25 protein-coding genes and 1 pseudogene are annotated in these 23,947 nt (G+C 70.0%); 13 read left to right on the top strand and 13 right to left on the bottom strand.

Features of this window, described 5'->3' with window-relative positions; genetic code table 11:
- Nucleotides 1-269: 269 nt before the first annotated feature.
- From EIZ44_RS36490 to EIZ44_RS36480, 3 genes are all read left to right on the top strand, one after another.
- Complete coding sequence (locus EIZ44_RS36490) at nt 270-1,226, top strand: serine protein kinase RIO (RefSeq protein WP_037820360.1); 957 nt, start codon at nt 270-272, stop codon at nt 1,224-1,226.
- 321 nt (nt 1,227-1,547) lie between these two features.
- Nucleotides 1,548-3,257, top strand: coding sequence for a DEAD/DEAH box helicase (locus tag EIZ44_RS36485; RefSeq protein ID WP_134669594.1), 1,710 nt, complete (start codon nt 1,548-1,550; stop codon nt 3,255-3,257).
- 640 nt (nt 3,258-3,897) lie between these two features.
- Complete coding sequence (locus EIZ44_RS36480) at nt 3,898-5,064, top strand: 8-amino-7-oxononanoate synthase (protein WP_134733688.1); 1,167 nt, start codon at nt 3,898-3,900, stop codon at nt 5,062-5,064.
- Here EIZ44_RS36480 and EIZ44_RS36475 read toward each other — a convergent pair.
- Nucleotides 5,061-5,492 (bottom strand): GNAT family N-acetyltransferase, encoded by a 432-nt coding sequence (locus EIZ44_RS36475; RefSeq protein WP_134669598.1) that lies wholly within the window; start codon nt 5,490-5,492, stop codon nt 5,061-5,063. The genes EIZ44_RS36480 and EIZ44_RS36475 overlap by 4 nt on opposite strands.
- A 20-nt stretch (nt 5,493-5,512) precedes the next feature.
- Nucleotides 5,513-6,331, bottom strand: coding sequence for a S1 family peptidase (locus EIZ44_RS36470; RefSeq protein ID WP_134733686.1), 819 nt, complete (start codon nt 6,329-6,331; stop codon nt 5,513-5,515).
- 172 nt (nt 6,332-6,503) lie between these two features.
- On the opposite strand from EIZ44_RS36470, the gene EIZ44_RS36465 reads away from it, so the two are divergent.
- The 3 genes from EIZ44_RS36465 to EIZ44_RS36455 all read left to right on the top strand — a co-directional run bounded on the left by EIZ44_RS36465 (nt 6,504) and on the right by EIZ44_RS36455 (nt 9,189).
- Entirely contained in the window at nt 6,504-7,364 is an 861-nt protein-coding gene (locus EIZ44_RS36465) for a M15 family metallopeptidase (protein ID WP_134733684.1), read from the top strand.
- A gap of 70 nt (nt 7,365-7,434) precedes the next feature.
- The gene (locus tag EIZ44_RS36460) at nt 7,435-8,829 is read left to right on the top strand and encodes a mycothione reductase (RefSeq protein ID WP_134733682.1); all 1,395 of its coding nucleotides are present in this window, start codon (nt 7,435-7,437) and stop codon (nt 8,827-8,829) included.
- Between the two features lie 102 nt (nt 8,830-8,931).
- Nucleotides 8,932-9,189, top strand: coding sequence for a hypothetical protein (locus EIZ44_RS36455; RefSeq protein ID WP_134669604.1), 258 nt, complete (start codon nt 8,932-8,934; stop codon nt 9,187-9,189).
- Nucleotides 9,190-9,196: 7 nt separating this feature from the next.
- Here EIZ44_RS36455 and EIZ44_RS36450 read toward each other — a convergent pair whose 3' ends face one another.
- The gene (locus EIZ44_RS36450) at nt 9,197-9,514 is read right to left on the bottom strand and encodes a hypothetical protein (protein WP_134733680.1); all 318 of its coding nucleotides are present in this window, start codon (nt 9,512-9,514) and stop codon (nt 9,197-9,199) included.
- A gap of 59 nt (nt 9,515-9,573) precedes the next feature.
- Entirely contained in the window at nt 9,574-10,848 is a 1,275-nt protein-coding gene (locus EIZ44_RS36445; protein ID WP_051729806.1) for a CynX/NimT family MFS transporter, read from the bottom strand.
- Nucleotides 10,849-10,896: 48 nt separating this feature from the next.
- On the opposite strand from EIZ44_RS36445, the gene EIZ44_RS36440 reads away from it, so the two are divergent.
- Nucleotides 10,897-11,571 (top strand): FadR/GntR family transcriptional regulator, encoded by a 675-nt coding sequence (locus EIZ44_RS36440; RefSeq protein WP_043830359.1) that lies wholly within the window; start codon nt 10,897-10,899, stop codon nt 11,569-11,571.
- Here EIZ44_RS36440 and EIZ44_RS36435 read toward each other — a convergent pair whose 3' ends face one another.
- The 4 genes from EIZ44_RS36435 to EIZ44_RS36420 all read right to left on the bottom strand — a co-directional run bounded on the left by EIZ44_RS36435 (nt 11,572) and on the right by EIZ44_RS36420 (nt 15,596).
- On the bottom strand, nt 11,572-12,012 hold the full coding sequence (locus EIZ44_RS36435) for a hypothetical protein (RefSeq protein ID WP_134733678.1): 441 nt from the start codon (nt 12,010-12,012) through the stop codon (nt 11,572-11,574).
- 10 nt (nt 12,013-12,022) lie between these two features.
- On the bottom strand, nt 12,023-12,880 hold the full coding sequence (gene map / locus EIZ44_RS36430; RefSeq protein WP_037820338.1) for a type I methionyl aminopeptidase: 858 nt from the start codon (nt 12,878-12,880) through the stop codon (nt 12,023-12,025).
- 42 nt (nt 12,881-12,922) lie between these two features.
- Complete coding sequence (locus EIZ44_RS36425) at nt 12,923-13,777, bottom strand: GNAT family N-acetyltransferase (RefSeq protein ID WP_037820337.1); 855 nt, start codon at nt 13,775-13,777, stop codon at nt 12,923-12,925.
- A gap of 493 nt (nt 13,778-14,270) precedes the next feature.
- Nucleotides 14,271-15,596 carry a glycoside hydrolase family 27 protein gene (locus tag EIZ44_RS36420; RefSeq protein ID WP_240691516.1) on the bottom strand — a complete coding sequence of 442 codons (1,326 nt, stop codon included), beginning with the start codon at nt 15,594-15,596 and terminating at the stop codon, nt 14,271-14,273.
- 235 nt (nt 15,597-15,831) lie between these two features.
- Between EIZ44_RS36420 and EIZ44_RS36415 the strand changes: the two genes are divergently transcribed.
- Entirely contained in the window at nt 15,832-18,441 is a 2,610-nt protein-coding gene (locus EIZ44_RS36415; RefSeq protein WP_134733674.1) for a fibronectin type III domain-containing protein, read from the top strand.
- Between the two features lie 44 nt (nt 18,442-18,485).
- Here EIZ44_RS36415 and EIZ44_RS36410 read toward each other — a convergent pair whose 3' ends face one another.
- Complete coding sequence (locus EIZ44_RS36410) at nt 18,486-19,421, bottom strand: GlxA family transcriptional regulator (protein WP_037820331.1); 936 nt, start codon at nt 19,419-19,421, stop codon at nt 18,486-18,488.
- 71 nt (nt 19,422-19,492) lie between these two features.
- Between EIZ44_RS36410 and EIZ44_RS36405 the strand changes: the two genes are divergently transcribed.
- Nucleotides 19,493-19,828: a cupin domain-containing protein gene (locus EIZ44_RS36405; protein ID WP_134669616.1), complete on the top strand. Its 336-nt coding sequence runs from the start codon at nt 19,493-19,495 to the stop codon at nt 19,826-19,828.
- Here the strand turns inward: EIZ44_RS36405 and EIZ44_RS36400 are convergent.
- Both EIZ44_RS36400 and EIZ44_RS36395 read right to left on the bottom strand, forming a co-directional pair.
- The gene (locus EIZ44_RS36400) at nt 19,825-20,217 is read right to left on the bottom strand and encodes a VOC family protein (protein WP_043830372.1); all 393 of its coding nucleotides are present in this window, start codon (nt 20,215-20,217) and stop codon (nt 19,825-19,827) included. The two genes, EIZ44_RS36405 and EIZ44_RS36400, sit on opposite strands and share 4 nt — an antisense overlap.
- Nucleotides 20,214-21,038, bottom strand: coding sequence for a helix-turn-helix domain-containing protein (locus tag EIZ44_RS36395; RefSeq protein WP_134733672.1), 825 nt, complete (start codon nt 21,036-21,038; stop codon nt 20,214-20,216). Before EIZ44_RS36395 ends, EIZ44_RS36400 begins: the two co-directional genes overlap by 4 nt.
- A gap of 74 nt (nt 21,039-21,112) precedes the next feature.
- Between EIZ44_RS36395 and EIZ44_RS36390 the strand changes: the two genes are divergently transcribed.
- The 3 genes from EIZ44_RS36390 to EIZ44_RS36380 are packed head-to-tail and all read left to right on the top strand — an operon-like array spanning nt 21,113 to nt 22,566.
- Nucleotides 21,113-21,367 carry a hypothetical protein gene (locus EIZ44_RS36390; protein ID WP_134733670.1) on the top strand — a complete coding sequence of 85 codons (255 nt, stop codon included), beginning with the start codon at nt 21,113-21,115 and terminating at the stop codon, nt 21,365-21,367.
- A 1-nt stretch (nt 21,368) separates the two neighbouring features.
- Nucleotides 21,369-22,289 (top strand): DUF2891 family protein, encoded by a 921-nt coding sequence (locus EIZ44_RS36385; protein WP_134733668.1) that lies wholly within the window; start codon nt 21,369-21,371, stop codon nt 22,287-22,289.
- A gap of 31 nt (nt 22,290-22,320) precedes the next feature.
- Nucleotides 22,321-22,566, top strand: a complete 246-nt coding sequence (locus EIZ44_RS36380) for a hypothetical protein (RefSeq protein WP_134733666.1) — start codon at nt 22,321-22,323, stop codon at nt 22,564-22,566.
- Here the strand turns inward: EIZ44_RS36380 and EIZ44_RS36375 are convergent.
- A complete protein-coding gene (locus tag EIZ44_RS36375; RefSeq protein WP_134669622.1) occupies nt 22,563-23,168 on the bottom strand; it encodes a TetR/AcrR family transcriptional regulator in 606 nt (201 codons plus the stop codon). The two genes, EIZ44_RS36380 and EIZ44_RS36375, sit on opposite strands and share 4 nt — an antisense overlap.
- Nucleotides 23,169-23,257: 89 nt before the next feature.
- On the opposite strand from EIZ44_RS36375, the gene EIZ44_RS36370 reads away from it, so the two are divergent.
- Nucleotides 23,258-23,728, top strand: a complete 471-nt coding sequence (locus tag EIZ44_RS36370) for a nitroreductase/quinone reductase family protein (RefSeq protein ID WP_134669624.1) — start codon at nt 23,258-23,260, stop codon at nt 23,726-23,728.
- 51 nt (nt 23,729-23,779) lie between these two features.
- Here the strand turns inward: EIZ44_RS36370 and EIZ44_RS36365 are convergent.
- Nucleotides 23,780-23,947: pseudogene (locus EIZ44_RS36365) on the bottom strand (flavodoxin-dependent (E)-4-hydroxy-3-methylbut-2-enyl-diphosphate synthase); the annotation flags it as partial.

Below are 23,947 nucleotides of genomic sequence, written 5' to 3'. Positions count from 1 at the left end.
GACGGAGTGATCCCCTAGACCAGTCCCGGAAACAACAACCAGAAGCCCCAACGCCGCACACGCGCGCCGAGCGGGCGAAATAAATCAGTTGCGCGAGTTCGAGACGGTCGGCAAGGTAGTCGGCGTCCGACGGGTTGCCGTCGGCTGCCGGAAGCAAGGGAGGTGCGTCGTGGAGTTTGTCCGGGCGCTGTCCTGCCCTCTTCCGCCCGCCCGCCTCGGCTAGAGCACGCGCTCGCCCGGTGGGCACCCTCATCTAGGAGAACCCACCAGTGCGCGAGCACGATTTCGACGAATTTTCCGACGCCTCCGACTACACCGACCGCCGGATGCGCCGTCGCCCCCGCTTCGACGACGGGCCCGCCCCCGCTCGCCGGGGACGGCTCACCGAAGCCGAGCGAGTCCGTCTCGCTCAGCTTCGCGAAGACGCCTACACCGAAACCGCACTGCCCGACGGTGCCGACCGATGGACCAACTGGGACGACGCCGACCAGGGTCCGCATCCGCGGCCCGATTGGGTGGTCACCGAACTCGCCGCGGTCGACACCGACCTCGGCGTGCTCAAGACCGGCAAGGAAGCCGACGTGCATCTGCTGCGCCGCAACCTTCCCGGAGAAGACGGAGTTCTGCTGGCAGCCAAGCGATACCGCTCAGACGAGCACAAGCTGTTCCACCGCGACGCGGGTTATCTCGAGGGCAGGCGGATGCGCCGGTCCCGCGAGATGCGGGCGATGGCCGGGCGCACCTCGTTCGGCCGCAACCTGATCGCCGAACAGTGGGCGGTGGCGGAGTTCGCCGTCCTCAGTCGCTTGTGGACGATCGGCGCGCCGGTGCCGTATCCGGTGCAGCGGCACGGCACCGAGATCCTGCTGGAGTTCCTCGGCGAGTCCGACGGCACCGCCGCGCCGCGGCTGGCTCAGCTGCGGCCCGGGCCGGACGAGCTGGCCGACCTGTGGGAGCAGGCCGTGTCGGCGCTGGAACTCCTGGCGGGGCAAGGACTCGCGCACGGCGACCTGTCCGCGTACAACCTCCTGGTGCACGAAGGCCACCTGATGGTGATCGACCTGCCCCAGGCGGTCGACGTGATCGCGAACCCGCGCGGCCGGGAATTCCTCGCCCGCGACGTCGCGAATCTCGCCGGCTGGTTCCACAGCCGCGGACTGTCCGAACAGGTCACCGGCACCGATGACCTGGTGCGGGAACTGGAAAACGCGGCCGGTCTCGGCTGAGTCCCCGGGCGGGGCCGCGGGTTGTGCGACAGGCCACACCTGCGACCCCGCCCACAACCACGCACCTGGGTGCGGGGCAACCGCTCTCTCTCAGGTAGAGTGTGTCAAGACCGCAACGGCGGCGTGGATGAGTTGGTGTCCGTCGCCTCCACAGTCCGCAGAAGGACTCGCGGCCATCCGAAGCAATTTCCGTCGGTGTGCCATGCCATGGCTCGGCACACCGGGTCCGTCCCTGTGAACGCCCATCGCCACACCATCTTGCCCTGCCTGCGCGCGGGCAGCCCGGGCCTCCTTGCGACGTGCCACGTCCGAGAGGCATTTGTGACGATCACGTACGACTCCGGCCAGTCCGCCCGCTCCCGAGCGGGCCGCCCCGAGCGCAAGCCGCGGCACCGGCCGGCCGGTGGAGACGTTCTCCACGACGACACGGTGGAAACCCCCGCCGTGAAGACCTTCGCCCAGCTGGGCCTGCCCGAGCCGCTGCTGCGGGCGCTTTCCGAGGCGGGCATCGACGCTCCGTTCCCGATCCAGTCCGCGACCATCCCGGACGCTCTGGCCGGCCGCGACGTGCTGGGCCGCGCCCAGACCGGCTCCGGCAAGACGCTGGCCTTCGGCCTGGCCATCCTGGCCCGGCTCGACGGCGGCAAGGCCCGCCCGAAGCGCCCCCGCGCGCTCGTGCTGGTGCCGACCCGCGAGCTGGCCATGCAGGTGGCCGACTCGCTGACCCCGCTCGCCAAGTCGCTCGGCCTGTGGTGCCGCACCGCGGTCGGCGGCATGTCCTTCGGCCGCCAGGCGGAGTCGCTCGCCCGCGGCGTCGACCTGCTGATCGCCACCCCGGGCCGGCTGTCGGACCACGTCCGCCAGGGCACCGCCTCGCTCGGCGACTGCAACTTCATCGCGCTCGACGAGGCCGACCAGATGGCCGACATGGGCTTCATGCCGCAGGTCCGCGAGATCATGGACCTCACCCCTCCGGGCGGACAGCGGCTGCTGTTCTCCGCGACGCTCGACGGGGACGTCGACAAGCTGGTCCGGCAGTACCTGGCCGACCCGGTCACGCACTCGGTCGCGCCGTCGACCGCGAGCGTCACCACGATGGACCACCACCTGTTCCAGGTGTCGCACTCCGACAAGCAGGACATCATCACCCGGATCGGCGCCCGCGAGGGCCGCACGATCATGTTCGTGCGCACCAAGCACCACGTGGACCGGCTCACCGAGCGGCTGCGCGAAAGCGGCGTGCACGCGGTGGCCCTGCACGGCGGCAAGACCCAGGGCCAGCGCAACCGCGTCCTGTCCGACTTCAAGGAAGGCCACGCGGCGGTCCTGGTGGCCACCGACGTCGCCGCCCGCGGCATCCACGTCGACGACATCTCGCTGGTGCTGCACGTCGACCCGGCCGCGGACCACAAGGACTACCTGCACCGCGCCGGCCGCACGGCCCGGGCGGGCGCGTCCGGCATCGTCGTCACCCTGGTGACGCACGACCAGCGGCGCACCGTCCGCCGGATGACCGACCGGGCCGGCGTGCGCGCCGAGACCACGATGATCCGCACCCACGACGACGACCTGTCCCGCATCACCGGCGCCCGCGAGCCGAGCGGCGAGCCGGTCGTGGAGCGTCGCCGGGAGTCCCCGCGCCGCTCCGGCGGCCGAGGCTTCGGCGGCGACCGCGGCGGCTTCCGCGGCCCGCGTGAGGGCGGCGGCTACCGCGGCGGACGCGAAGGCGGCGGCTACCGCGGCTCGCGCGAAGACCGCGGCGGTTACGGCTCGCGCGAGGACCGCGGTCCCCGCGAAGGCGGCTACAACCGCGGCTCGAACGAAGGCCGGGGCTCCCGCGAAGGCGGTTACGCCCGCGAGGGCGGCTACTCGCGCGAGGGTGGTCGCGAAGGCGGCTACGCCCGCGAAGGTGGCTACGGCTCCCGCGAGAACCGCGGCGGTGGCGGCTACAGCCGCAGCCGCCAGCAGTCCCGCTCCGGCGGCGGCTTCGGCCGCCCGAGCCGCGGCCCGCGCCGCGGTCACGACGCCTGATTGATCCATGGAGAACGGCCCCGCTTCGGCGGGGCCGTTCTTCGTTTCCGGACCGGCTCCGCCTGCTGAACCAGGTCGCATGCCGCGGCCGGGCCTGGGCTCGGCGTCAGGCCGGGACGCCATCGCACCCCGACAGTCGCGCTTCGACGCAGCAGTCTTCTTCGAGCAGGGTTTCGCGCGCCAGCCAGCCCGCGCCCGAACCCCGACACGGCGGTCGTCGCTGAGCGGGGGTCGCAGGCCAAACCGCCCACCGCAGCCTGCACTCCGAGAGTCACGACCCGACAGGGCGGCCGTCGCTGAGCAGGTGCTCACCTGCCGAACCACACACCGCCAGCCCTCATCCCGATAGTCGCGCTCCGGCTGCTAAGCAGGGGTGCACGCCAGACAGCACCCCCGGAAAGCCCCACCCGCCGACCACGATCTCGACACTCAGCCAGTCCGCACCCGACAAAGGGGCCATTGCCAAACAGGGCCCTCGCCACCAGCCAGCCCGCACCCCGACAGCCGCGCCCGCCACCCCGACCAGAGCCCGCGCCCAACCCCTCCGCACCAGTCTGTTTCCGTTGCCCTGCCCCGCTTCCCGTCCGTCCCCGGGCGGGGGTGGGGAACGCGGCGCCCGGCCGGATGCGACACTGCCTCAGTGACTGACACTCCGCCGCTGCCGCCTGAGAACGTCTTCGACTGGATTGAAGCCGAAGGCCAGCGGCGGGCGGAAGCCGGTCTCTCGCGGCGGATGAATCCTCGGCCCGCGCAGCATTCCGTGCTCGACCTCGCTGGCAACGACTGCCTCGGCCTCGCCCGCGACAAGCGCGTCGCCGGGGCGGCTGCCGCGGCTGCGTTGCGGTGGGGGGCCGGGGCGACTGGATCGCGTCTTCTCACCGGGTCCACCGAGCTGCACGTCGAGCTCGAACACGAGCTTGCCCGCTTCTGCGGGGCCCAGGCGGCGCTCGTCTTCTCCTCCGGATTCACTGCCAACCTCGGCGCGGTGACCGCCCTGTCCGGGGCCGAATCGGCGATTGTCACCGACAAATACGTCCACACGTCGCTGGTCGAAGGCTGTCGGCTGTCCCGCGCGGACATCGCGGCTGTCGAGCACTCGACTCCGTCGGCGATCAAGCACGCGCTGGCCACCCGACGCAAACCGCGGGCGATTGTGGTTACTGACTCGGTGTTTTCCGCCGACGGTGAGGTCGCGCCGCTGGGCGAACTCGCCGAGATCTGTCGTGCGCACAGTGCTGCGCTGGTCGTCAACGACGCGCACGGGTTCGGTGTCCTCGGCGAAGGCGGCCGGGGCGCGGTGAGCGCTGCGGGGTTGTCATCTGCGCCGGACGTCGTCACCACGCTCACGCTTTCCAACGCCTTGGGCGCGCAAGGCGGCGCAGTGGTCGGTCCGCGCCGCGTGATCCGGCATCTCGTCGACACGGCGCGCAGCTTCATCTTCGACACCGCTCTCGCGCCGGCCAGTGCCGCTGCCGCGCTGACGGCGTTGCAGGTGCTCAAGTCCGAACCGGACCTGCCGGCGAAGGTCATCGAGAACGCCGGGAACCTCGCGATGAGTCTGAAGCACGCCGGTCTGCCGGTCGATCTTCCGGAGGCTGCCGTGGTCGCGGTGCGGACGCCGTCGCCGCAAGCAGCGACCGCGTGGGCGGAAGCCTGTGCGGAGCAAGGGATTCAGGTCGGCTGCTTCCGCCCGCCCGCGGTGCCGGACGGCGTTTCCCGGCTGCGGCTTACCGCCCGCGCGGATCTGTCTGAGGCGGACATCGACCGCGCGGTGAAGGTGATCGCCGCGACCGCGCCCCGCGGTTAAGCCGGGCGGCGCATGGTGATGTGCGGGATCCCGTCCTCGAGGAATTCCTCGCCCTCAGCCACGAAACCGAACCGCGCGTAAAGCTGCTGCGCATAGGTCTGCGCGTCCAGTACGAACGCGCCGGTCGCACCGTCCAGCGCAGCCGCCATCAGTTGCGCCGCCAAACCCTGGCCGCGGGCTGACTTCGCCGTCACTACCCGGCCGATGCGCCGTCCGCCGCTCGGCTCGGCCAGGACGCGCAGGCACGCGAGAACCTCGGTATCGGAGGCCACCCAGAAATGCTCCGTCTCCGGAAGCAGATCGAGCCCGTCGATGTCGGCGTACACGCAGTCTTGTTCCACCACGAACACGTCCGACCGCAGCCGGAGAATCGCGTAAAGGTCGGCCGCGGAGAGGTCGGGCCCGGCGGCGCGGTGCAGAGTCGTCACGCCGCCTTGCTTAACACAGCTCAGCCGAACAGCCGCGCCTGGGACTGGGCCGCGATGTCGTCGGAGAACTGCGAAACCCGCGTGTACACCCCGGGCTTGCCCGGTTTTCCGCAGCCGTCGCCGAAGGACACGATGCCGATCAGGGTGTCGCCCTCGACGAGCGGGCCGCCGGAGTCTCCCTGGCAGGCGTCCTGGCCGCCCTGCGGGTAGCCGGCGCACACCATGCTCGACGGGTCGTAGGTGTCGTAGGCCGTTTTGCACGTGGAGTCGCTGACCAGCGGCACCTGGGCGCTGCGCAGCACGTCCGACCGCTCCCCGCCTTCGGACAGCCGTCCCCAGCCGAGCACGGTCGCCTGCGTGCCTTCCGCGTACAGCGACTGGTCGCTCTTGTCCGCGACCTTCGCCGCGCGGTAGGGCAGCCGTCCGCGCACGGTGAGGACCGCGATGTCGTCGCCCCTCGTCGGGTCGCTGTAGTCCGGGTTCACCCAGACCCGCGAGACGCCGAGTTCCACGCCGTCGCTGCTCCGCTTGTCCTGGCGGCCCGCGACCACGTGGACGGACGACTTCGGCAGGGCTTTCGCGCAGTGCGCGGCTGTCGCCACCGCGGACGGGCTCACGATCACCGCGCCGCAGAACTGCGAGCCGCTCTGGTCGGTGAGGTAGACCGCGTACGGGTGGTCGGCCAGCGAAGCCTCGCTGCCGCCGACGATCCGGGGCTGCGCGTGCGAACCCGGGTCGGACGGCGTCGCCGCCCAGGCCGAGCCGACCGGGACCGCGATCGCGGCGGCGAGCAGCGAGCCCGCCGCGAGCAGGACCGGACGACGGAACTTCGCGGGCATGGGCTTTCCCTTCATCGGCACTACGACGGCACAGCCTGGACGCGCACGGGAATCAACCGACTCCGGCGCGTGCACACACGGCCGCGATTACCCTAAACGGGCCAAGCCCAAAACGGTGTCACTGGAACGGGTGGAGTCTCTATACACCGAGCGCATTCGCTTAGCTGGGGGCATGCGACGGAAAACAGCCGCGACGGCCGGCGCGCTGACGCTCTTTCTGCTGGCCGGATGTGCCACCAGCACCCCCGCGGCTCCCCCGCCCAGCCCGTTGAGCGCGCCGTCGACACCGCCCAGTCCGACACTTCCGGCAACTCGGACAGCGACGAACGCGCCCGCCGTCACCTGGCAGGTGGGTGCTCATCCGCTGCCGCGCCGCCCGGACGGCTTCGGCGAGATCCGGCCGACTCCACCCGAACTGGTGAACCGTTCGCTGCCGACCCAGGACTTCCTCCCGCCGCCGTCCGGCACGACGTACACCTCGAAGATCGCCGACGTCCCCGACGCCGTGCTCAAGCGCAGCACCTGGCAAGCCGCCTGTCCGGTGTCGTCGGCCGACCTCCGGTACGTCACGCTTTCCTTCTGGGGCTTCGACCATCGCACGCACACCGGCGAGCTCCTGGTGAACAAGGACGCGGCTCCAGGGGTGGTCAAGGCGTTCGGCGAGCTGTACGCGCAGCAGTTCCCCATCGAGGAAATGCGCATCACCTCCCCCGCCGAACTCGACGCCCCGCCGACCGGCGACGGCAACGACACCAGCGCGTTCGTCTGCCGCCCGGTGCGCGGGCAGAAGAACTGGTCCGCCCACGCGTACGGGCTCGCGGTGGACGTCAATCCGTTCTGCAACCCCTACACCAAGGACGACCTCGTCCTCCCCGAACTGGCGTCCGCCTACGTCGACCGCGCGAACGTGCGGCCGGGAATGGTCACCGCGGGCGGCCCGGTCGTGCGCGCCTTCGCCGCGGCGGGCTGGCAGTGGGGCGGGGCGTGGATGTCGCCGGTCGACCGGATGCATTTCACAGCCAACGGCGAGTGAGCCGGGAACACCGGGGCGGGCATCCGGGGTTGACTAGGCTGGCAGCAGACCGCTTTCGGGAAGGACCGCCGTGCCGCACTACGACCTGGTGATCATCGGGACCGGATCGGGGAACTCGATCCTCGGGCCGGAGTTCGCCGACCTCCGGACGGCCATCGTCGAGAAGGGCGTGTTCGGCGGGACCTGCCTGAACGTCGGCTGCATCCCGACGAAGATGTTCGTCTACGCCGCCGACGTCGCCGCGACGCCCGCGCACAGCTCGCGCTTCGGCGTGGACGAAGAGCTCACCGCGGTGCGCTGGCCGGACATCCGCGACCGGATCTTCGGCCGGATCGACCCGATCGCCGAGGGCGGCGCGGAGTACCGCGAGAACCACGAGGACAACCGCAACGTCGACGTCTACCGCGGCGAAGGCCGGTTCACCGGCATGAAGGAGCTGCGGGTCAGCTTCGCCGACGGCCGTCCGGACGAGGTCGTCACCGCGGACCGGTTCGTGCTCGCCGCGGGCGGACGGCCGGTGATCCCGGACGTGCCGGGGCTGGCCGAAACCGGCTACTACACCTCCGACACGGTCATGCGGCTCGACACTCTGCCGGAGCGGATCGTCATCCTCGGCGGCGGATACATCGCGGCGGAGTTCGCGCACGTCTTCGCGTCGTTCGGCGTCGCGGTCACGATGGTGAACCGTTCCGGCGCGCTGCTGCGCCAGGAGGACGCGGACGTCAGCGCACGGTTCACCGAACTGGCTTCGCAGCGGTTCGACGTCCGGCTGGACCGCAAGACGGTTCGCGCGCGCAGCACGGACAACGGGGTCGCGCTGGATCTCGAAGGACCGCAGGGCGCGGAGACCGTCGAGGCCGACCTGATCCTGGTCGCCACCGGCCGCAAGCCGAACTCGGATCTGCTCGACGTGGCCGCCACCGGCGTCGCCACCACCGAGCGCGGGCACGTCGTGGTGGACGACTACCAGCAGACGTCCGTCGAAGGCATCTACGCGCTCGGGGACATCTCGTCGCCGCTGGAGCTGAAGCACGTCGCGAACCACGAAGCCCGCGTGGTGCAGCACAATCTGGCGCACCCGGACGACCGCATCAAGGCCGACCACCGGTTCGTGCCGCACGCGGTGTTCACCTCGCCGCAGGTGGCGTCGGTCGGGCTGACCGAGGCGCAGGCGACCGAGCGCGGACTGTCCTTTGTGGTCTCGAAGCAGGACTACGCGGGCATCGCCTACGGCTGGGCGATGGAGGACACCTCCGGTTTCGCGAAGCTGCTGGCCGATCCGGCGACCGGGCAGCTGCTGGGCGCGCACATCATCGGCCCGCAGGCGTCGACGGTGATCCAGCCGCTGATCCAGGCGATGAGCTTCGGCCTCGACGCGCGGTCGATGGCGCGCGGGCAGTACTGGATCCACCCGGCGATGCCGGAACTGGTGGAGAACGCGCTGCTGAATCTGCCGCTGGACTGACTCCGGGGATACCCAGAGTTGATCACCCGGGGCGGGGATTCCCGAATCGGGTAACAAGGATGTCGCGTTGTTACTGTTCTCCGCGGAGGTGCGGGGACTGACATGACCGACATGATCGCCGGGGAAATCGTTGCGGCCGCGGAGAATCTGGCCGCTCGCTGGACCGACGTGACGGATCTCGAGCTGGTGTTCGCCGTGCGGCGGGCCAAGCTCGGGACGACAGCCGCGACGCTCGCGTTGCTGGAGGAGCTTCGGGCGATGCCGTCCGAACGGGCCGCGGAATGCCTCGCGGTCGCGGTGGCCGCGCTGGACGACGTCCGCCACACTGGCCAGCTGCCCGAGGCGGCGCTGGCGAGCTGACAGAGGTTCAGCTGCGCGGCGGATCCGACCCGCGCAGCTGAGCCTCGAAGCTTTCGTCCCGGCGGCGCAGGACGTCGTGGATCGCCAGAAAGACCGGCGCGACAATGAGAAACACGCTGAGACCGAACATGACGGCCACGATGAAGGCGTTCTGATCCCACTGGTCGGCGACGGTCGCGGTCTTCCCGCTGTCCACCCATTGGCAGCGCACCTTCGGCGAGGGCTGGCACTTCGGCTTCCAGCTCACGAAAAAGACGTCGATGGTGAACCACATCAGTGCGACCCCGGCGACGGCCATCAGGCACAAGAAGACCGCTCGGCTCACCGTGCCGCTCCGTCGTGGCCGCGCCGTCATGGCCTCAGCGTGACACAGTCACGCCAGCCTCACACGAAACGGCGCCGCCCGGACAGCGCACCGAAGATCATCTGCGTCACCATCACCACGAGCAGCACGATCAACGACACCGTCCAGCTGCCCGTCGCGTCGTGCAGCAGGCCGAACACGAACGGCCCCACCGCGGCCAGCAGGTAGCCGAAGCCCTGCGCCATCCCCGACAGCCTCGCCGTCTCGGCGCCGGTCCGGGCTCGCAGCGCGATCACCGTCAGGGCCAGCGAGAACACGCTCATCCCGATGCCGAGCAGGATGCTCCACAGCAGCGGCGAGAACCCGGGCGCGATGACAAGGCCCAGCATGCCGGCCGCGCCGAAGACGCCCATGCCGACGATCCACGGGCTCTGGCTCTTCTGCCGCGCGGCGATCGGCGGGATCACCAGGCTGATCGGCACCGCGATCACCGAGATCAGGCCGAGCAGCAGACCGGCGTCGGCCTTGCTGACGCCCGAGTCGATGAAGACCTGCGGCAGCCAGCCCATCACGACGTAGGCGATGAACGACTGCAGGCCGAAGAAGATCGTGACGATCCACGCGAGCGGGCTGCGCATCAGCGACCGGGCGGGAGCGGAGCCCGCGGCCGGTCGCGGCGGACGGCCGGTGCCGCGCGAAGCGATCAGCCATGCCACCAACGCGATCGCCGAGAGAACGCCCCAGCTGCCGAGCGCGGCGCGCCAGCCGCCGAGGGCCGATTCCAGCGGCGGGCTCAGCGCGGAACCCGCTGCGCCGCCGCCCTGCAGCGCCGCGGTGTAGACGCCGGTCATGAGCCCGACGCGAGCCGGGAACGAATCCTTGATGACCACCGGGATCAGCACGTTGACCAGCGCGATTCCCGCGGTCGCGACGAGCGTGCCGCCGAGCACGACGTACGGTCCGTCGAGCACCCGCACCGCGAGGCCCGCGGTCAGCACCGCCAGCGCGAGGCCGATCGCCGGGCCGATGCCGAAGCGGCGCGACAACAGGGGCGCGGCCAATCCGGCACCGGCGAAGCACAGCCCGGGCAGGGTCGTGAGGATGCTCGCCCACACCGCGGACGCGCCGAGGCTGCCGCGCATTTCCGCGAGCAGCGGGCCGACACTCGTGATCGCCGGCCGCAGGTTCATCGCCGTCAGCACCACCGCGACCGCGAGCAGCACGCCACCCGCCACCACGCCCGGACGGCGACCGGCGGGCACCTCCTCCTCGAGGCTGCCTTCCAGTTCGAGCTCGAGCCGGTCGGAATAGGTGGCGGTGGACACGGCTGCAGCGTCTCGGGAGTCGGCGGGCATGTGCGCTACTATTCCATACGTAGGATGATTGGATGAAGGGATCAGGCTGTGCCGTTGGCCACCACCCGCCGCGCCGGACTCGTCGACCAGGTCATCGATCAGCTGCGCGAGGCGGTCACCGCGGGCGAATGGCCGATCGGGCACCGGATCCCGACCGAGCCGGAACTGTCGGCGCAGCTCGGCGTCGGGCGCAACACGGTCCGCGAGGCCGTGCGAGCGCTGGCGCACACCGGGATCCTGGAAGTCCGCCAGGGTGACGGCACATACGTGCGCGCGACGAGCGAGGTGTCCGGCGCGATCCGCCGCCTGTGCGGGACGGAACTGCGCGAGGTGCTGCACGTCCGGCGGCTGCTGGAGGTCGAGGGCGCCCGGCTGGCCGCGACCGCGCGCACCGAGGAAGACCTGGCGGAACTGCGCGTCCTGCTCAACCGGCGCGACACCGACTGGGACGAGGGCCGCCTCGACGATTTCGCCCGCAGCGACGCGGAATTCCACCAGGTCGTGGTCCGGTGCGGGCACAACGGGCTGCTGCTGGAGCTCTACCGCGGCCTGATGGAGGCGATCACCGCGAGCGTGGCGTCCACTTCGGACAATCCGGAACACGCGGAGATGATCCGGCACCGGGAACTGGTGGACGCGATCGAGGCGCGCGACGCCGACCGGGCCGCGGACGAGGCGGCTGGGTTCCTGGACGAGTTGATCGCGCGGGCCGAGGGTTTGTGATCAGTCGTTCCGCGCTGGGCCGAGGATGGTGGAGAGCGCTCTGATCAAGCGCTTCGCGCCGCGGCGCGTCCGTTCGTCCGCGTCCTCTTCCAGCGCCTGGCACTCCCGCAGCGCTGCGTCCCGTTCGGTGTCGTACACCGTGAACACATCGTCCACCGCGGTATGAATCCAGTCGCCCTGGTTCTGGTCGGCGTCGGCAAGAGCGGCGGCAACCACGGCAAGCCCGGCCGAGTCGTGACGGCGGAGCAAAGCCTCCGCCGTCTCGCGAGTGACAAACGTGTTGTCCGCGTCGAGCACGAGCCCCAGCAGCGGCCCCTTGGCCTCCGGCATCTCGGCGAAGCTGGCAAGGGCGCGACCGGCGTCCGCTCGGTCGAGATAGCCGGGGCTTTCCGACAACCGAATCAGGGCCGCCACCGCGGCGCGTCTCGCGTCGTTGTTCACGACGGCATTCTCACGGAAGCGTCAGGATCTCCGCGCCGTCAGCAGTCACCACGAGGGTGTGCTCGAACTGCGCCGTCCACTTCTTGTCCTTCGTGGTGACCGTCCAGTCGTCGGCCCACAGGTCGTAGTCGATGGTGCCGAGCGTGATCATCGGCTCGATCGTGAAGGTCATGCCCTCTTCGATCAGCGTCTGCACCGAGGGCTCCTCGTAGTGCAGCACCGTCGGCGCGGTGTGGAACGCCGGGCCGACGCCGTGGCCGGTGAAGTCGCGGACCACGCCGTAGCCGAAGCGCTTCGCGTACGCCTCGATCACGCGGCCGATCACGTTGAGCTGCCGACCCGGGCGGACTGCCTTGATCGCGCGTGCGGTCGCCTCGCGGGTGCGCTCGACCAGGAGCCGTACCTCCTCGGAGACGTCGCCGGCGAGGAACGTCGCGTTGGTGTCGCCGTGCACGCCGCCGATGAAGGCCGTCACGTCGATGTTGCAGATGTCGCCGTCCTCGATCACGGTCGAGTCCGGGATGCCGTGGCAGATCACCTCGTTCAGCGAGGTGCAGCACGACTTCGGGTAGCCGCGGTAGCCGAGCGTGGACGGGTACGCGCGGTGGTCGAGCAGGAACTCGTGCACGACCTTGTCGATGTCGTCGGTGGTCGCGCCCGGCTTGACCGCCTTGCCGCCCTCCTCGAGCGCCTGCGCGGCGATCTTCGACGCGACCCGCATCGCCTCGATGACCTCGGGCGTGCGCACTCCGTTGCCGGTGTCCCGTTTCGGCGCCGGCCGGTCCACGTACTCGGGACGGGCGATGTCGGCGGGGACGGCACGGCGCGGCGTCTGGACGCCGGGCTTCAACGGGGCGCGAACGGACATGTCCCCCAGCCTACGACCTCGCCCGGCCGCGGCGCAGCCAGCTCAGAACAGCACCGTCGCGTACTGGCCGACCTGCTGGAACCCGATCCGCCGGTATGCCGCGAGAGCGGGCGCGTTGAACCCGTTCACGTACAGGCTCGCGGTCCGGCCGAGGCCGTGGACCAGGCGGTTCACCACCGCCGCGGTGCCCGCGGTGCCGAGCCCGCCGCCGCGCCGGTCCGGGTGCACCCACACGCCCTGGATCTGGCCGACCCGCGCGGACATCGCGCCGATCTCGGCCTTGAACACGACCTCGCCGTCCTCGAACCGGGCGAACGCGCGGCCGGTGGAGATCAGCTCGCTGACCCGGGCGCGGTAGCTGGCCCCGCCGTCGCCCGCGCGCGGGTCGACGCCGACCTCCTCGATGAACATCGCGACGGCTGCGGGGAGGTAGCGGTCCAGTTCGTGCGGCCGGACGGTGCGGACCTGCGGGTCGGCGGGCACCAGCGGGTCGCCTTCGAGGGCCATCAGCGGCTGGTCGCCGCGCACCTCGCGGGCCGGGCCCCATTCCGAGGACAGCTCGTCCCACAGCCCGAGCACCTGCGGCGCGGGCCCGACGAGCGAGGAACAGGTGCGCTGACGGCGCAGCGCCCGGTCGGCGAAGGACCGCAGCGCCGAAGCGTTGCCGCGCAACGGGATCAGGTTGGGCCCGGCGAAGCACAGCCCGGTGAGCCGTCCGGCGCGCACCGGACGGGCGTCGGCCGCCCACAGCTCGCCACCAAGACGCCACGGGTCGAGACCGGCCGCCTCGACCCGGGCGCTGACCATGCAGCTGCCCACCGGGTCGGCGGCGAGTGCAGCGCGCACCGCCGGATAGTCCCGATCATCGAGCAGCCGTGCACCTGCAAGCCGCAACACGGGGTCCAGAGTGCCAGATGAACCGGGTGAACGGAACGCGAGCCGGCCGACACGCTGAGATGAACGGCCCTCGCACCCGAACGGCGGCGCCCCGGCGGGCTCCGCCACCGACCGTGCCCGAATCGAGAGAAGAGCGCTCCGGAGGCACCCCGCCCGGGCGCCTCCGGAGCTTCCCCGGGGATCCGTGAAGGGCTCCCCGAGGGAATCAGCGTCCGTGAAGGGGCCCTTCACGGACACCCGGGCACGGCAAGGTCCGTGAGGGCCACCCTCACGGAAGCAGATTCCCGCAGGGCTCCCCTCGCCGACGACGCCTGCGGGCCGTGAAGGGCCCCTTCCCGGACTTGGATTCCCGCAAGGAGCCCTTCACGGACGCCCGGGCACGGCAAGGTCCGTGAGGGCCACCCTCACGGACGCAGATTCCCGCAGGGTTCCCCTCACGACCCGCAGCCGGTCGTGAAGGAGCCCTTCACGGGCGGCTGCCGCGTGCGCGGGCTCAGTGGTGCCGCGGGACCAGGTGCAGCAGCCGCGAAGCGTGCGGCGCGAGCGTCGCGGTGAAGCTGTCCCGGCTCACGCCCAGGTTCCGGTGCGTCCACAGATCCCGCACCGCCGCCGGGCCGCGCAGACCCAGGTCCTGCCAGGACGCGGTCACCGGGGCCTCCGTCGAGCCCAGGTTGAACAGCGCGACCGTCACTCCGCCGCGGCCGTCGGAGCTGAACCACACCTGCTGCTGGGTCGCCTGCGAAACCGGACGCGCCGCCCGTCCCGCCTGGTCGACGGCCAGCACCTCGCGGTTGGTGAGCAGCTTCAGGTCGTCCGGGTCGAGTTTGGTCAGGTCGGTGCCGAGCAGCAGCGGCGACGCCTCGATCGCCCACAGCGTCATGACGCTCTGCCGTTCGTCCGGGGTGATGCCATTCGCGTCGCCGTTGCCGATCTCGATGGAGTCCAGGTCGTTCCAGTGACCGGGGCCTGCGAAGCCAGTCCACTTGGGAGCGTCGGCGAAGCGCAGCTTGACCCGCACGTCCCAGTTCGTGAGGCCGACGCAGTGCGAGTAGCACTCGATGTCGCCCTCGATCCGCCACCCGTTGCTGTAGCGCTGCCAGGTCGTGGCCTCGGCGATGCTGAGCGAGTTCGACAGTTCCAAGTGGATCGGACGGCCGGTGGCCTGGATCGCCGCGTGCCACTGCCGGATGTCCTCGCGGTTGTCCGCCGGGATTTTGCCACCGCCGGGTCCGACGAAGTCCATCTTGATGTAGTCGACGCCCCACGACGCCAGCTGCCGTGCCTGCGAGCGGACGTACGCGGCCGCGCCGGGCTTGCTGAAGTCGAGTTTCGCGGATTTGTCGTCCGCGGTGTTGCCCGCGCCCGCCATGACGATGTCGTGCACCCGGTACGGCGTGCCCTCGATCGGCGAATCGGCCGCGACCGCTTGCGCCGGGACGCCGGGCACCAGGTAGATGCCGAATTTCAGGCCGTGCTGGTGCAGGTACCGGGCCAGCGACGCGATGCCGTTCGGGAACTTCTTCGGGTCCGGCGCGACGCGGCCGAACTCGTCGACGTGGTCGTTCCAGCCCGCGTCGATGTTGATGTAGCGGTAGCCGTACGCGGCGAGCCGGTCGTGCATGACGTCGGCCTGCGCCTTGATCGTTTCCTCGGTGAACTTCCGGCGCAGCGCGCTCCAGCTGCTCCAGCCCATCGGCGGCGTTCTCGCCACCGGCGTCCAGGATTCGATCGACTGGCTGTCCGCGGCGGCTGTTCCCGCCAGCGCTCCGGCCAGCACCGCCACCGCCGCGGCCAGCACACCGATCCGACTTCGCTTCATCGCGACCACCTCTCCCGGGGATCGCTTCGTTGTACAAGCGGCGCGGCGGCCGCAGCAATGATTCATCGGATCACTGACCGCTAGCCGGGACGGAACCCGCCGACCGGATCAACCCTGTTCACCACCGTGAATGCTGGGAATATCCGTCGGAGACCTCTCGACACGATCGCGAATAGATCCTATCTTTCTTGCGGCGCGCCCCAGCGTCGTTCACTGGCGAACACGGAGGTCCCGGATGAAGTTCAGACCAGCGCGCACCCTCGGGCTCGCGATCGCGGCGCTGACCGCGACCGCGCTGCTGCCCGCCGGTGCGGCGGCCGCGTGGCCGGGCAGCCAGGACGTGTACGTCTCGCCGTGGGGCAACGATTCCGGCTCCGGGGCCGTCTGGTCGCCGGTGCGCACGCTCCCCCGCGCCCAGCAGCTCGTCCGGCAACGCGCCGCGCACCTGAACTCCGACCTGACCGTGCATGTCGCCTCCGGCACTTACCGGCTCGACAAACCGCTCGAACTCGATGCCTCCGATTCCGGCACGAACGGCCACCGGGTCGTCTGGCAGGGCTCGCCGGGCACCGTGGTCAGCGGCGGCAAGCAGGTCACCGGCTGGCATCCGGTCGCCGGACGTCCCGGTCTCTACTCCGCGCCCGCGCCCGCCGGACTGAACAACACTCGCCAGCTGTACGTCGACGGCGTCCGCGCGCAGCGAGCGTCCGGGCGGCTTCCGGTCACGGTGAAGGCGACCGACACCGGGTACACCGCGTCCGCGGACACCATGGCGCACTGGCGGAACCCGAGCGACCTCGAACTGGTGTACACCAGCGGCGAGGAGCTGTGGAACGTCGAGCGCAACGGCCTCGGCCAGTGGACCGAGCCGCGCTGCCCGGTCGCGTCGGCGCAGGGCACGACGATCACCATGGCGCAGCCGTGCTGGGACAACTCGACCCGGCGCGTGATGTTCGCCGACATCCCCGGCCGTTCGGTCAACATGGTCGGCCCGGGCGATCTCACCAACGGACGGCAACCGTCCTATGTGGAGAATGCGTTCGAGCTGCTGGACACGCCCGGCGAGTGGTACCTCGACCGCGCCGCGCACACCGTGTACTACCTGCCGCGCAAGGGCGAGAACCTGCACTGGGCCGACGTCGAGATGCCCGCGCTGGAGAAGCTCGTGGACGGTCGCGGCACCGCCGAAGCGCCAATCCACGACATCTCGTTCCGCGGCATCCAGTTCTCCTACGCGACCTGGCTCGAACCCTCGTCGCCGGAAGGCTTCTCCGAAATCCAGGCCGGCTACCGGATCACCGGCGAGCGCGGCTGGGCCACGCAAGGTCTCTGCCAGTTCACGCCCGGCGGCACCTGCCCGTACGCGGACTGGACGAAGGAACCCGGCAACGTCTCGATGTCGCACGGACACCGGATCGAATTCCGGGACGCTGTGTTCGCGCACCTCGGCGCGGCCGGGCTCGATCTCGGCGAGGGCGCGCAGGACAGCAGCGTGTCCGACAGCGTGTTCACCGACATCTCCGGCAACGGCGTCGAAATCGGCGGGGTCAGCAAGCCCACCGCCGCTGGCGCGGACCTGACGACGCGGGTGAAGGTGACCAACAACCACCTGTACGGCATGCCGCGCGAATTCACCGGCGGGGTGCCGATCGTCAACGGGTACTCGCAGGACAATGTCGTGTCGCACAACCAGATCGACCACGTCGCGTACTCCGGCATCTCGATGGGCTGGGGCGGCTGGCCGGACAAGATCAAGCAGGCCGCGACGCCGAACGTCTCGCGCAACAACGTGGTGTCGGACAACCTGATCCACGACTACATGCTTTCCCTCGACGACGGCGGCGGCATCTACACCCAGGGCATCACCGGCCCGTCGCAGTCCGAGGGCGAGAAGGTGACCGGGAACGTCATCTACGACCAGTGGGGCCTCGGCAAGTCGGTCTACACCGACAACGGCTGCACCTACGAAACCGTCTCCGGCAACGTGCTTTACCACGCGGCGTACGCCAACGTGGCCTCAACGCACGTCGACTACCGCGACTCGCTCGGCAACAACGACCCGACCGTCATCTCCGGAAACTACTGGGAGCAGGGCGATCCGGACGGCGACAAGAAGGGCGTCATCACCTCGGGCAACCACCTGCTGAACAACCCGGCCGCCGCGCCTAAGTCCATTGTGGACAACGCGGGGATCGAACCGGGCCACCGCTCGGTGCTGAACCGCCGGATCGACGGCGCGTCCGCTCCGCAGGCCCCGACGCGGATCGGCACCTTCTCGGTGTCCGGCCAGCTGTACGCGACCTGGAACCCGACTGTCGCGGAAAACGGCGCGCCGGTGCAGGATTACCTGCTGACCGCGTCGGACGGCAAGCACAGCGTCACGAGTTCGGTGTCTGCCAAGGACTTCGCACGCACCGGGTACACGGTGATCCCGAAGCTGACTGACGGCCAGACGTACACGGTCACGGTGGCGGCGCGCAACCGGTACGGGGTTGGCCTGCCGTCGCTGCCTTCGGCACCGGTCACCGCCGCGCAGCCGGGCACCCAGCTCGCTGCTGTTCCGACCAAGGCGAAGGCGCTGCCGAGCACCGACGCGGCGAGCATCCACTGGACGCCGCCGGCGGAAACCGGGTCGACCCCGGTGATCGGCTACCGGATCACCGTGTCCGACGGCCGCACCATCGAGGTCACCGGACGCGACACGATCGTCAGCCAGCCCACCCAGAAGGGCCTGACCCGTGTCGTGGACGGGCTGAAGTCCGGCACCGCGTACACGTTCACCATCGCCGCCGTGACCGGAAACGGCGTCGGCCCCGCGGTGACGGTGCAAGCCACCACCGCGTAACCGGTGATCGGCGCGTACCGGACCTCCCTGCCGGTGCGCGCCGATCACCCTATCCGGAAAGCCCTTCGATAAGCCCCCGGCGTCGTTCCCACCTGTGCCCGGAACCGACGCCGCAAGTTCACCGCCGACGCCAGGCCGACTCGCACCGCGATCGCGTCCACCGGCAGATCGGTCTCCTCCAGCAGCCGCCGCGCCTCGGCCACCCGCCGCGACAACAGCCACGCACCCGGGCTCGTCCCGAGCTGATCAGCGAACCGGCGAGCCAGCGTCCGCGGCGAAATCCGCAAGCGGGCAGCCAAATCCTCCACCGACAGCGGCGTGCCCAACCGCTCCCCCGCCCAGTCGAGCAGCCCGTCCAACGTGTTCGCGGACGCTTGCGGCGGCGCGTACTGCACCTGCCCGCCCTCGCGATGCGTCGGCATCACCATGTGCCGCGAGACGAGCGCCGCGTGCGCCGCTCCGTGATCCTGGCGGACCAGGTGCAGGCATAGGTCGATGCCCGCTCCCGCACCCGCGCTCGTCGCGACGTCGCCGTGGTCCACGTACAGCACGTCCGGTTCCACGTGCACCGCCGGGAAATCCCGTCGCAGCTGTTCGGCGCGCGCCCAGTGCGTCGTCGCCGTTCTTCCGTCCAGCAGTCCGGTCTGCGCGAGCGCGAAGACACCCGAGCAGATCGTGACCAGCCGCGCGCCTCGTTCGTGCGCGTTCAGCAACGCCCGGCGCACTTTCGGGGAAAGCGGCGTCTCGACCGGGAGCCAGCCGGGGATCAGCACCGTGTCGGCCGTGGCGAGCTTGGAGAGCCCGTTGGACACGTGCATCGCATACCCGGCCGACGTCGGTACCGGGCCGGGATTCTCGGTGCACACCTCGAATTCGTAGTACTGCGGCACGCCGTCTCTCGGCGTGCCGAACACTTCGGCGCCGCAGCCGAGTTCGAACGTCGACTGCACCGGCCGGACGAGGGCGACCACGCGATGCATGGCAAGAAAGTACCCGATGACGTCTTTCCTGACACTGTCCCGCGCGGGCACGGGAAGCCAACCTGGGTGTCATGCACTCCGAAATCCTTGCCCAGCCGGGCTACACCTCGGTCCCGGTCGGCGAAGCCCCGGTGAAGGACCTTTTCCCCGGCATCCGCCTCCGCCCGCTGTGGAAGGGCGAAAACGGCGCGCACGCCAACGTGGTCGAGTTCGATCCCGGCAGCACGTGGCCCGAACGCGACGTGCACGAGCCCGGTCCCGAAGAGGTCTTCGTCGTGTCCGGCACCTTCAACGACGGCGCCCGCGACTACCCGGCCGGCACGTTCATCCACGCCCCGGCGGGTTCGTGGCACGTCCCGGCTTCGGCGACCGGCTGCACGCTGTTCGTCTTCTACCCCGAGGGCTAAGCGCCGCGGTAACTCCCGATCGTCCAAGCGTTCCCCTCGGGGTCGCGGACGGTGAACGTGTGCGAGCCGTAGTCGGTGTCGTGCAGCTCCAGGCTGATTTCGGCACCGGCTTCGCGCACGCGGGCGTAGATCTCGTCGACCCGATCCGAGACCACGTACACCGCGCTGGCACCGGGTTTCATCTCGTCGTGCACGCCGTCGGCTGGGCCGCCGCAACTGCCCAGCATCACGGCACCGCCTTCGGGCCAACGGAGTTCGGCGTGCGCGACGCCGTTTTCTCCGGGCACCACGAGGGTTTCTTCGAATCCGAGAACGTCAGTGAGGAAACGGATCGCGCCGCGCGCGTCGTTGTAACGGAAAGCGGGCCAGACTGTCGGTTGCGGAGTCATGCCACCGATTCTGCGGCGGCGGTCTTCGACTCGTCTTGGAGAAACGGGAGCTCCTCAGCCATCCACGTCCGCGGCGAACACCCCGCCAGCGCACGCCACTCGTTCGAGAAGTGTGCCTGGTCGTAATACCCTGCGGCATAAGCGATCCCAGCCAAATCGCGATGTCCGGTGCGCAGCAACCGAACCGCCCGCTCGAATCGCAGTACGCGGGCCGCCTGTTTCGGGGCCAATCCCAGCTCGGCGCGGAACCGCTCCCCCAGGTGACGGCGGCTCCAGCCGACCTCGTTCGCCAGCTCGCCGACCCGCAACAGCCCGCCGCTGCGGCGCAGCTCGTGCCACGCGCGGTCCAGCTCCGGCGGTTGTTCGGCGCGCTCGACCGCCCGCGCGGCCAGCACCTCGTCGAGGATCGCGAACCGGGTGCGCCAGTCGTCCGCCGCGGCCAGCCGGTCCGGCAAACGGGCGAGGTCGCCGCCGAAGTCGGCCAGGTCGGTTACCCGGCCGGTCAGCTCCGCAGCGGTGACGCCCAGCAACGTCCGCGCCCCCAGCGGATCCAGCTCCAGCTGCACCCCGCGCTGCACCCGGTCCTGCGTGATCAGCGCGGGTTCGGTGTGCAGGCCGCCGACCACGCTCTGCAGCGCTCCCGCCCCGGCCAGCCCGGCGTACCGGATCGGGTCTTCGAGGCTGATCACGAGCGTGATGTGCCGCGAGGGCAGCCCGCGGTGCACCTCGAGGGTGACGTTCTCCTGCGCGTACCCGACGTAGCGCGTGACCAGGCCCCGCAGCACCGGATGCGGCGGACGGGCGGCCCAGCTGTGACTCACGCGACCAGGCTAGCCCCGATGCGGGCGAATTCTGCTACCACGGGAGAGCGGTCCCCACGATGAGGAGAAACCCGATGACGATCCAGGAACAGGCACAGCAGCTCGAACTGCTCGCCGACCAGGTGCCGACCGGAATCGCCCTCGCCACCACGGGCGAACTGGAAGACCTGCAGACCCAGGTGCTCGGCCTGCTCGGCGAAACCGGCTCCGCGACCGCGATCCAGGGGTCGGTGCAGATCGCGATCCGGCAGATCGACGAGGTCGCGGCTTCGCTGGAGAACGTCCGGATCCAGATCCGCGAAGCCGCCCAACATCACCTGCGCGGCTGACATGGTCGCGCACGCCAGTGAGCTGGCGGAAGTCGCGCTGGCCAATGTCGTACGCGAGTATCCGCATTACGAGAGCCACTGGCGCCTCGACGACACTCCCGTCCCGGCGATCCGCGAGCTGCACCCCTGCTTCTACGGCAGCTTCGACTGGCATTCGTGCGTGGAAATGTTCTGGGTGCTGGTGCATCTGCTGCGCCGATACCCGACGCTCGCCCCGGCCGACGAGATCCGCGCCGTGCTGAATGCGCACCTGACTGAGCCCGCCTTGGCTGCCGAAGCCGCCTACTTCGCGCCGAAGCAGCACCGTACGACCCAGCGTCCGTATGGCTGGTCGATCCTGCTGGCGCTGACGTTCGAGACCTACCCGATGCGGTGCGGGCTGCACGAGAACGGCGCTTTCGGACTCTCTCGTGCGCTTCCCTACGCTCGGCACCTGGCCTCCCGGGGCGAGCCGCAGCTGTTGCAGGTCCTCACCGAAACGGCCTGGCGCTGGTTCGGCTCAGACCGCGACTACCCCGGGGCTTGGGAACCGTCCGGTGCTGATTTCCTCAGCCCCGCCCTGGCCGAAGCCGAGCTGATGAGCCAGCTGGTACCTGATTTCGGTGCCTGGCTGGAGGGTTTCCTGCCGGGGATCGGCGAGCGGAACCCGGCGGCTCTCTTCACTCCCGCGGTGGTGACCGACGCTTCCGACGGGTTGATCGCCCATCTGCACGGGCTCAACCTCCACCGCGCGTGGTGCTGGCAACGGATCGCGGCGGCATTGCCGGAGGGAGACGGCCGGATCGCGGTGATTGAGGCAGCTTCGGGCGAGCACGCGGAGGCCGGGCTGCCGCAGGTTACGGAGGGGCCGTATGCGGTGGAGCATTTCTTGGCTTACTACGCGTTGCTTCTGTTGAGCGACGCCGAGGCGGGGAAGGCCTGAAGCAGTGTCGGATCCATGGTTATCCATCGAAGTGCTGGACGGAGAATCCTCCGCGAGCGATTGGCGGCGCACCTTCTCCGACGCGTTGCTCAAAGCCGCGATCATCGACCGCGCCGTGCGATGGTCCTGGCGGACGCTCGAACGCGGCGTCGTCTTCGAGATCGCCTTCAGAACCGAGGCGATCCGCGACGAATTCTGCGCCCAGCCGTCAGTCAGGACAGCGCTCGACGCCGTGCCGGATCCGCGCCACGGGCTCACGATCACCCCTGGCGGCTAGCTTTCCGGCAACGGCTCCCGATGTTCCGCCCGCAATCCGTCGAGGGATACCCGCAGCAGCCGGTTCCACATGTGCGGCCGGCAAGCGTCCGTGAACTGCGCCGCGTACCCCAGCGAGATCAGCAGCAGCACCAGATCATCCGTAGTCACCCCGGGCCGCAACAACTCCTCCGCGCGCGCCCGTAGCTCCTCCAGAACCGCACGGAGTTGCGGGATCCCCGTCGGATCTGGGTCGGTCCACGTCAGCGCGAAGCTCTCCATGATCGCCCGGTGCCGCGCGCAGCCGGACAACGCCTGTCGATAGAAGTCGGTCAGTGCCGCCCACGGGTCTTCCGCCTCGATGGCTGCCTGGCGCGCGGACTCGGCCCACCGGGAGAAGTCCTGGTCCAGGACCGTCCGGACGAGGTCTTCCTTCTTCGGGAAATGCCGGTACAGCGTGCCCATGCCGACCCCGCTGCGCCGGGCGATCTCGCGGACGTCGACGGCGGCTCCCTGCTCGGCCATCACCTCGGCCGCGGCTTCGACGATCGCCTCCCGGTTGCGGATCGCGTCCGCACGGAGGGCGCGACGGCGGGTGGGGGTCTGCGGGTCAGCCACGGCCATGTGCCGAGCATACTCGCTTACCCGGAGCATGTGCTCCGTCTAGTGTGCTACTTTGCGGAGCAAGTGCTCCGCCTAGTGAAGGAGATGCCGTGCCCACCCTCGACGACTGGAATGTCCGGATTCTCGCCGAATTCCGGGAGAACGCCGGACACGTCGCCTGGAGCAGTCCGGAGGAATTCGCCGCGGGCCGACCAGTTCCGCCGCATATGCCGGGGTTTCCGGAAAAGGGGATGCCCTTGATCCTCGTGCACCACGTCGGGGCGAAAACCGGGAAAGCGCGGATCAGCCCGCTGTTCTACCAGCCGGTCGGCGACAGCTGGGCGGTCTTCGGCACGCACGGCGGCAGTCCGCGCGACCCCGCGTGGTACCGCAATCTCATGGCGAACCCGCGGACGGTCATCGAGGCGGGCGCGGAGGAAATCCCGGTCGAAGCACGGCTGACCGCCGGGGAGGAACGCGCCAAGATCTGGGCCGAGCAGATCGCGCAGGTCCCGAAATTCGCCGAGTTCGAGGCCTCTTCCGGGAGGCAGGTTCCGGTCGTCCTGCTGGAACGCTGCTGAAAAAGAAAGGGCTCCCCGACCGAAGCCGGGGAGCCCTTTCGCAGGGAAAACTCAGCCGACGGTGACGCTCGGAGCGCCCTCGCCGATCGACTCGCCGGATTCCTCGGCGATGCGCATGGCTTCTTCGATGAGGGTTTCCACGATCGCGTGCTCGGGGACGGTCTTGATGACTTCGCCCTTGACGAAGATCTGGCCTTTGCCGTTGCCGGAGGCGACGCC

This window comes from Amycolatopsis nivea, from assembly GCF_004522235.1.
Lineage (GTDB): Bacteria > Actinomycetota > Actinomycetes > Mycobacteriales > Pseudonocardiaceae > Amycolatopsis > Amycolatopsis nivea.
The sequence above is the reverse complement of the archived record's forward strand: the minus strand, read 5'-3'. Positions and strand labels throughout refer to the sequence as shown.

Coding starts and splice junctions, on each gene's coding strand:
- EIZ44_RS36455 (WP_134669604.1), top strand. CDS start 8,932: ATGACCGACATGATCGCCGGGGAAATCGTTGCGGCCGCGGAGAATCTG.
- EIZ44_RS36410 (WP_037820331.1), bottom strand. CDS start 19,421: ATGCATCGCGTGGTCGCCCTCGTCCGGCCGGTGCAGTCGACGTTCGAA.
- EIZ44_RS36390 (WP_134733670.1), top strand. CDS start 21,113: ATGACGATCCAGGAACAGGCACAGCAGCTCGAACTGCTCGCCGACCAG.
- EIZ44_RS36400 (WP_043830372.1), bottom strand. CDS start 20,217: ATGACTCCGCAACCGACAGTCTGGCCCGCTTTCCGTTACAACGACGCG.
- EIZ44_RS36465 (WP_134733684.1), top strand. CDS start 6,504: ATGCGACGGAAAACAGCCGCGACGGCCGGCGCGCTGACGCTCTTTCTG.
- map (WP_037820338.1), bottom strand. CDS start 12,880: ATGTCCGTTCGCGCCCCGTTGAAGCCCGGCGTCCAGACGCCGCGCCGT.
- EIZ44_RS36420 (WP_240691516.1), bottom strand. CDS start 15,596: ATGAAGCGAAGTCGGATCGGTGTGCTGGCCGCGGCGGTGGCGGTGCTG.
- EIZ44_RS36385 (WP_134733668.1), top strand. CDS start 21,369: ATGGTCGCGCACGCCAGTGAGCTGGCGGAAGTCGCGCTGGCCAATGTC.
- EIZ44_RS36470 (WP_134733686.1), bottom strand. CDS start 6,331: ATGCCCGCGAAGTTCCGTCGTCCGGTCCTGCTCGCGGCGGGCTCGCTG.
- EIZ44_RS36375 (WP_134669622.1), bottom strand. CDS start 23,168: ATGGCCGTGGCTGACCCGCAGACCCCCACCCGCCGTCGCGCCCTCCGT.
- EIZ44_RS36415 (WP_134733674.1), top strand. CDS start 15,832: ATGAAGTTCAGACCAGCGCGCACCCTCGGGCTCGCGATCGCGGCGCTG.
- EIZ44_RS36405 (WP_134669616.1), top strand. CDS start 19,493: ATGCACTCCGAAATCCTTGCCCAGCCGGGCTACACCTCGGTCCCGGTC.
- EIZ44_RS36445 (WP_051729806.1), bottom strand. CDS start 10,848: ATGCCCGCCGACTCCCGAGACGCTGCAGCCGTGTCCACCGCCACCTAT.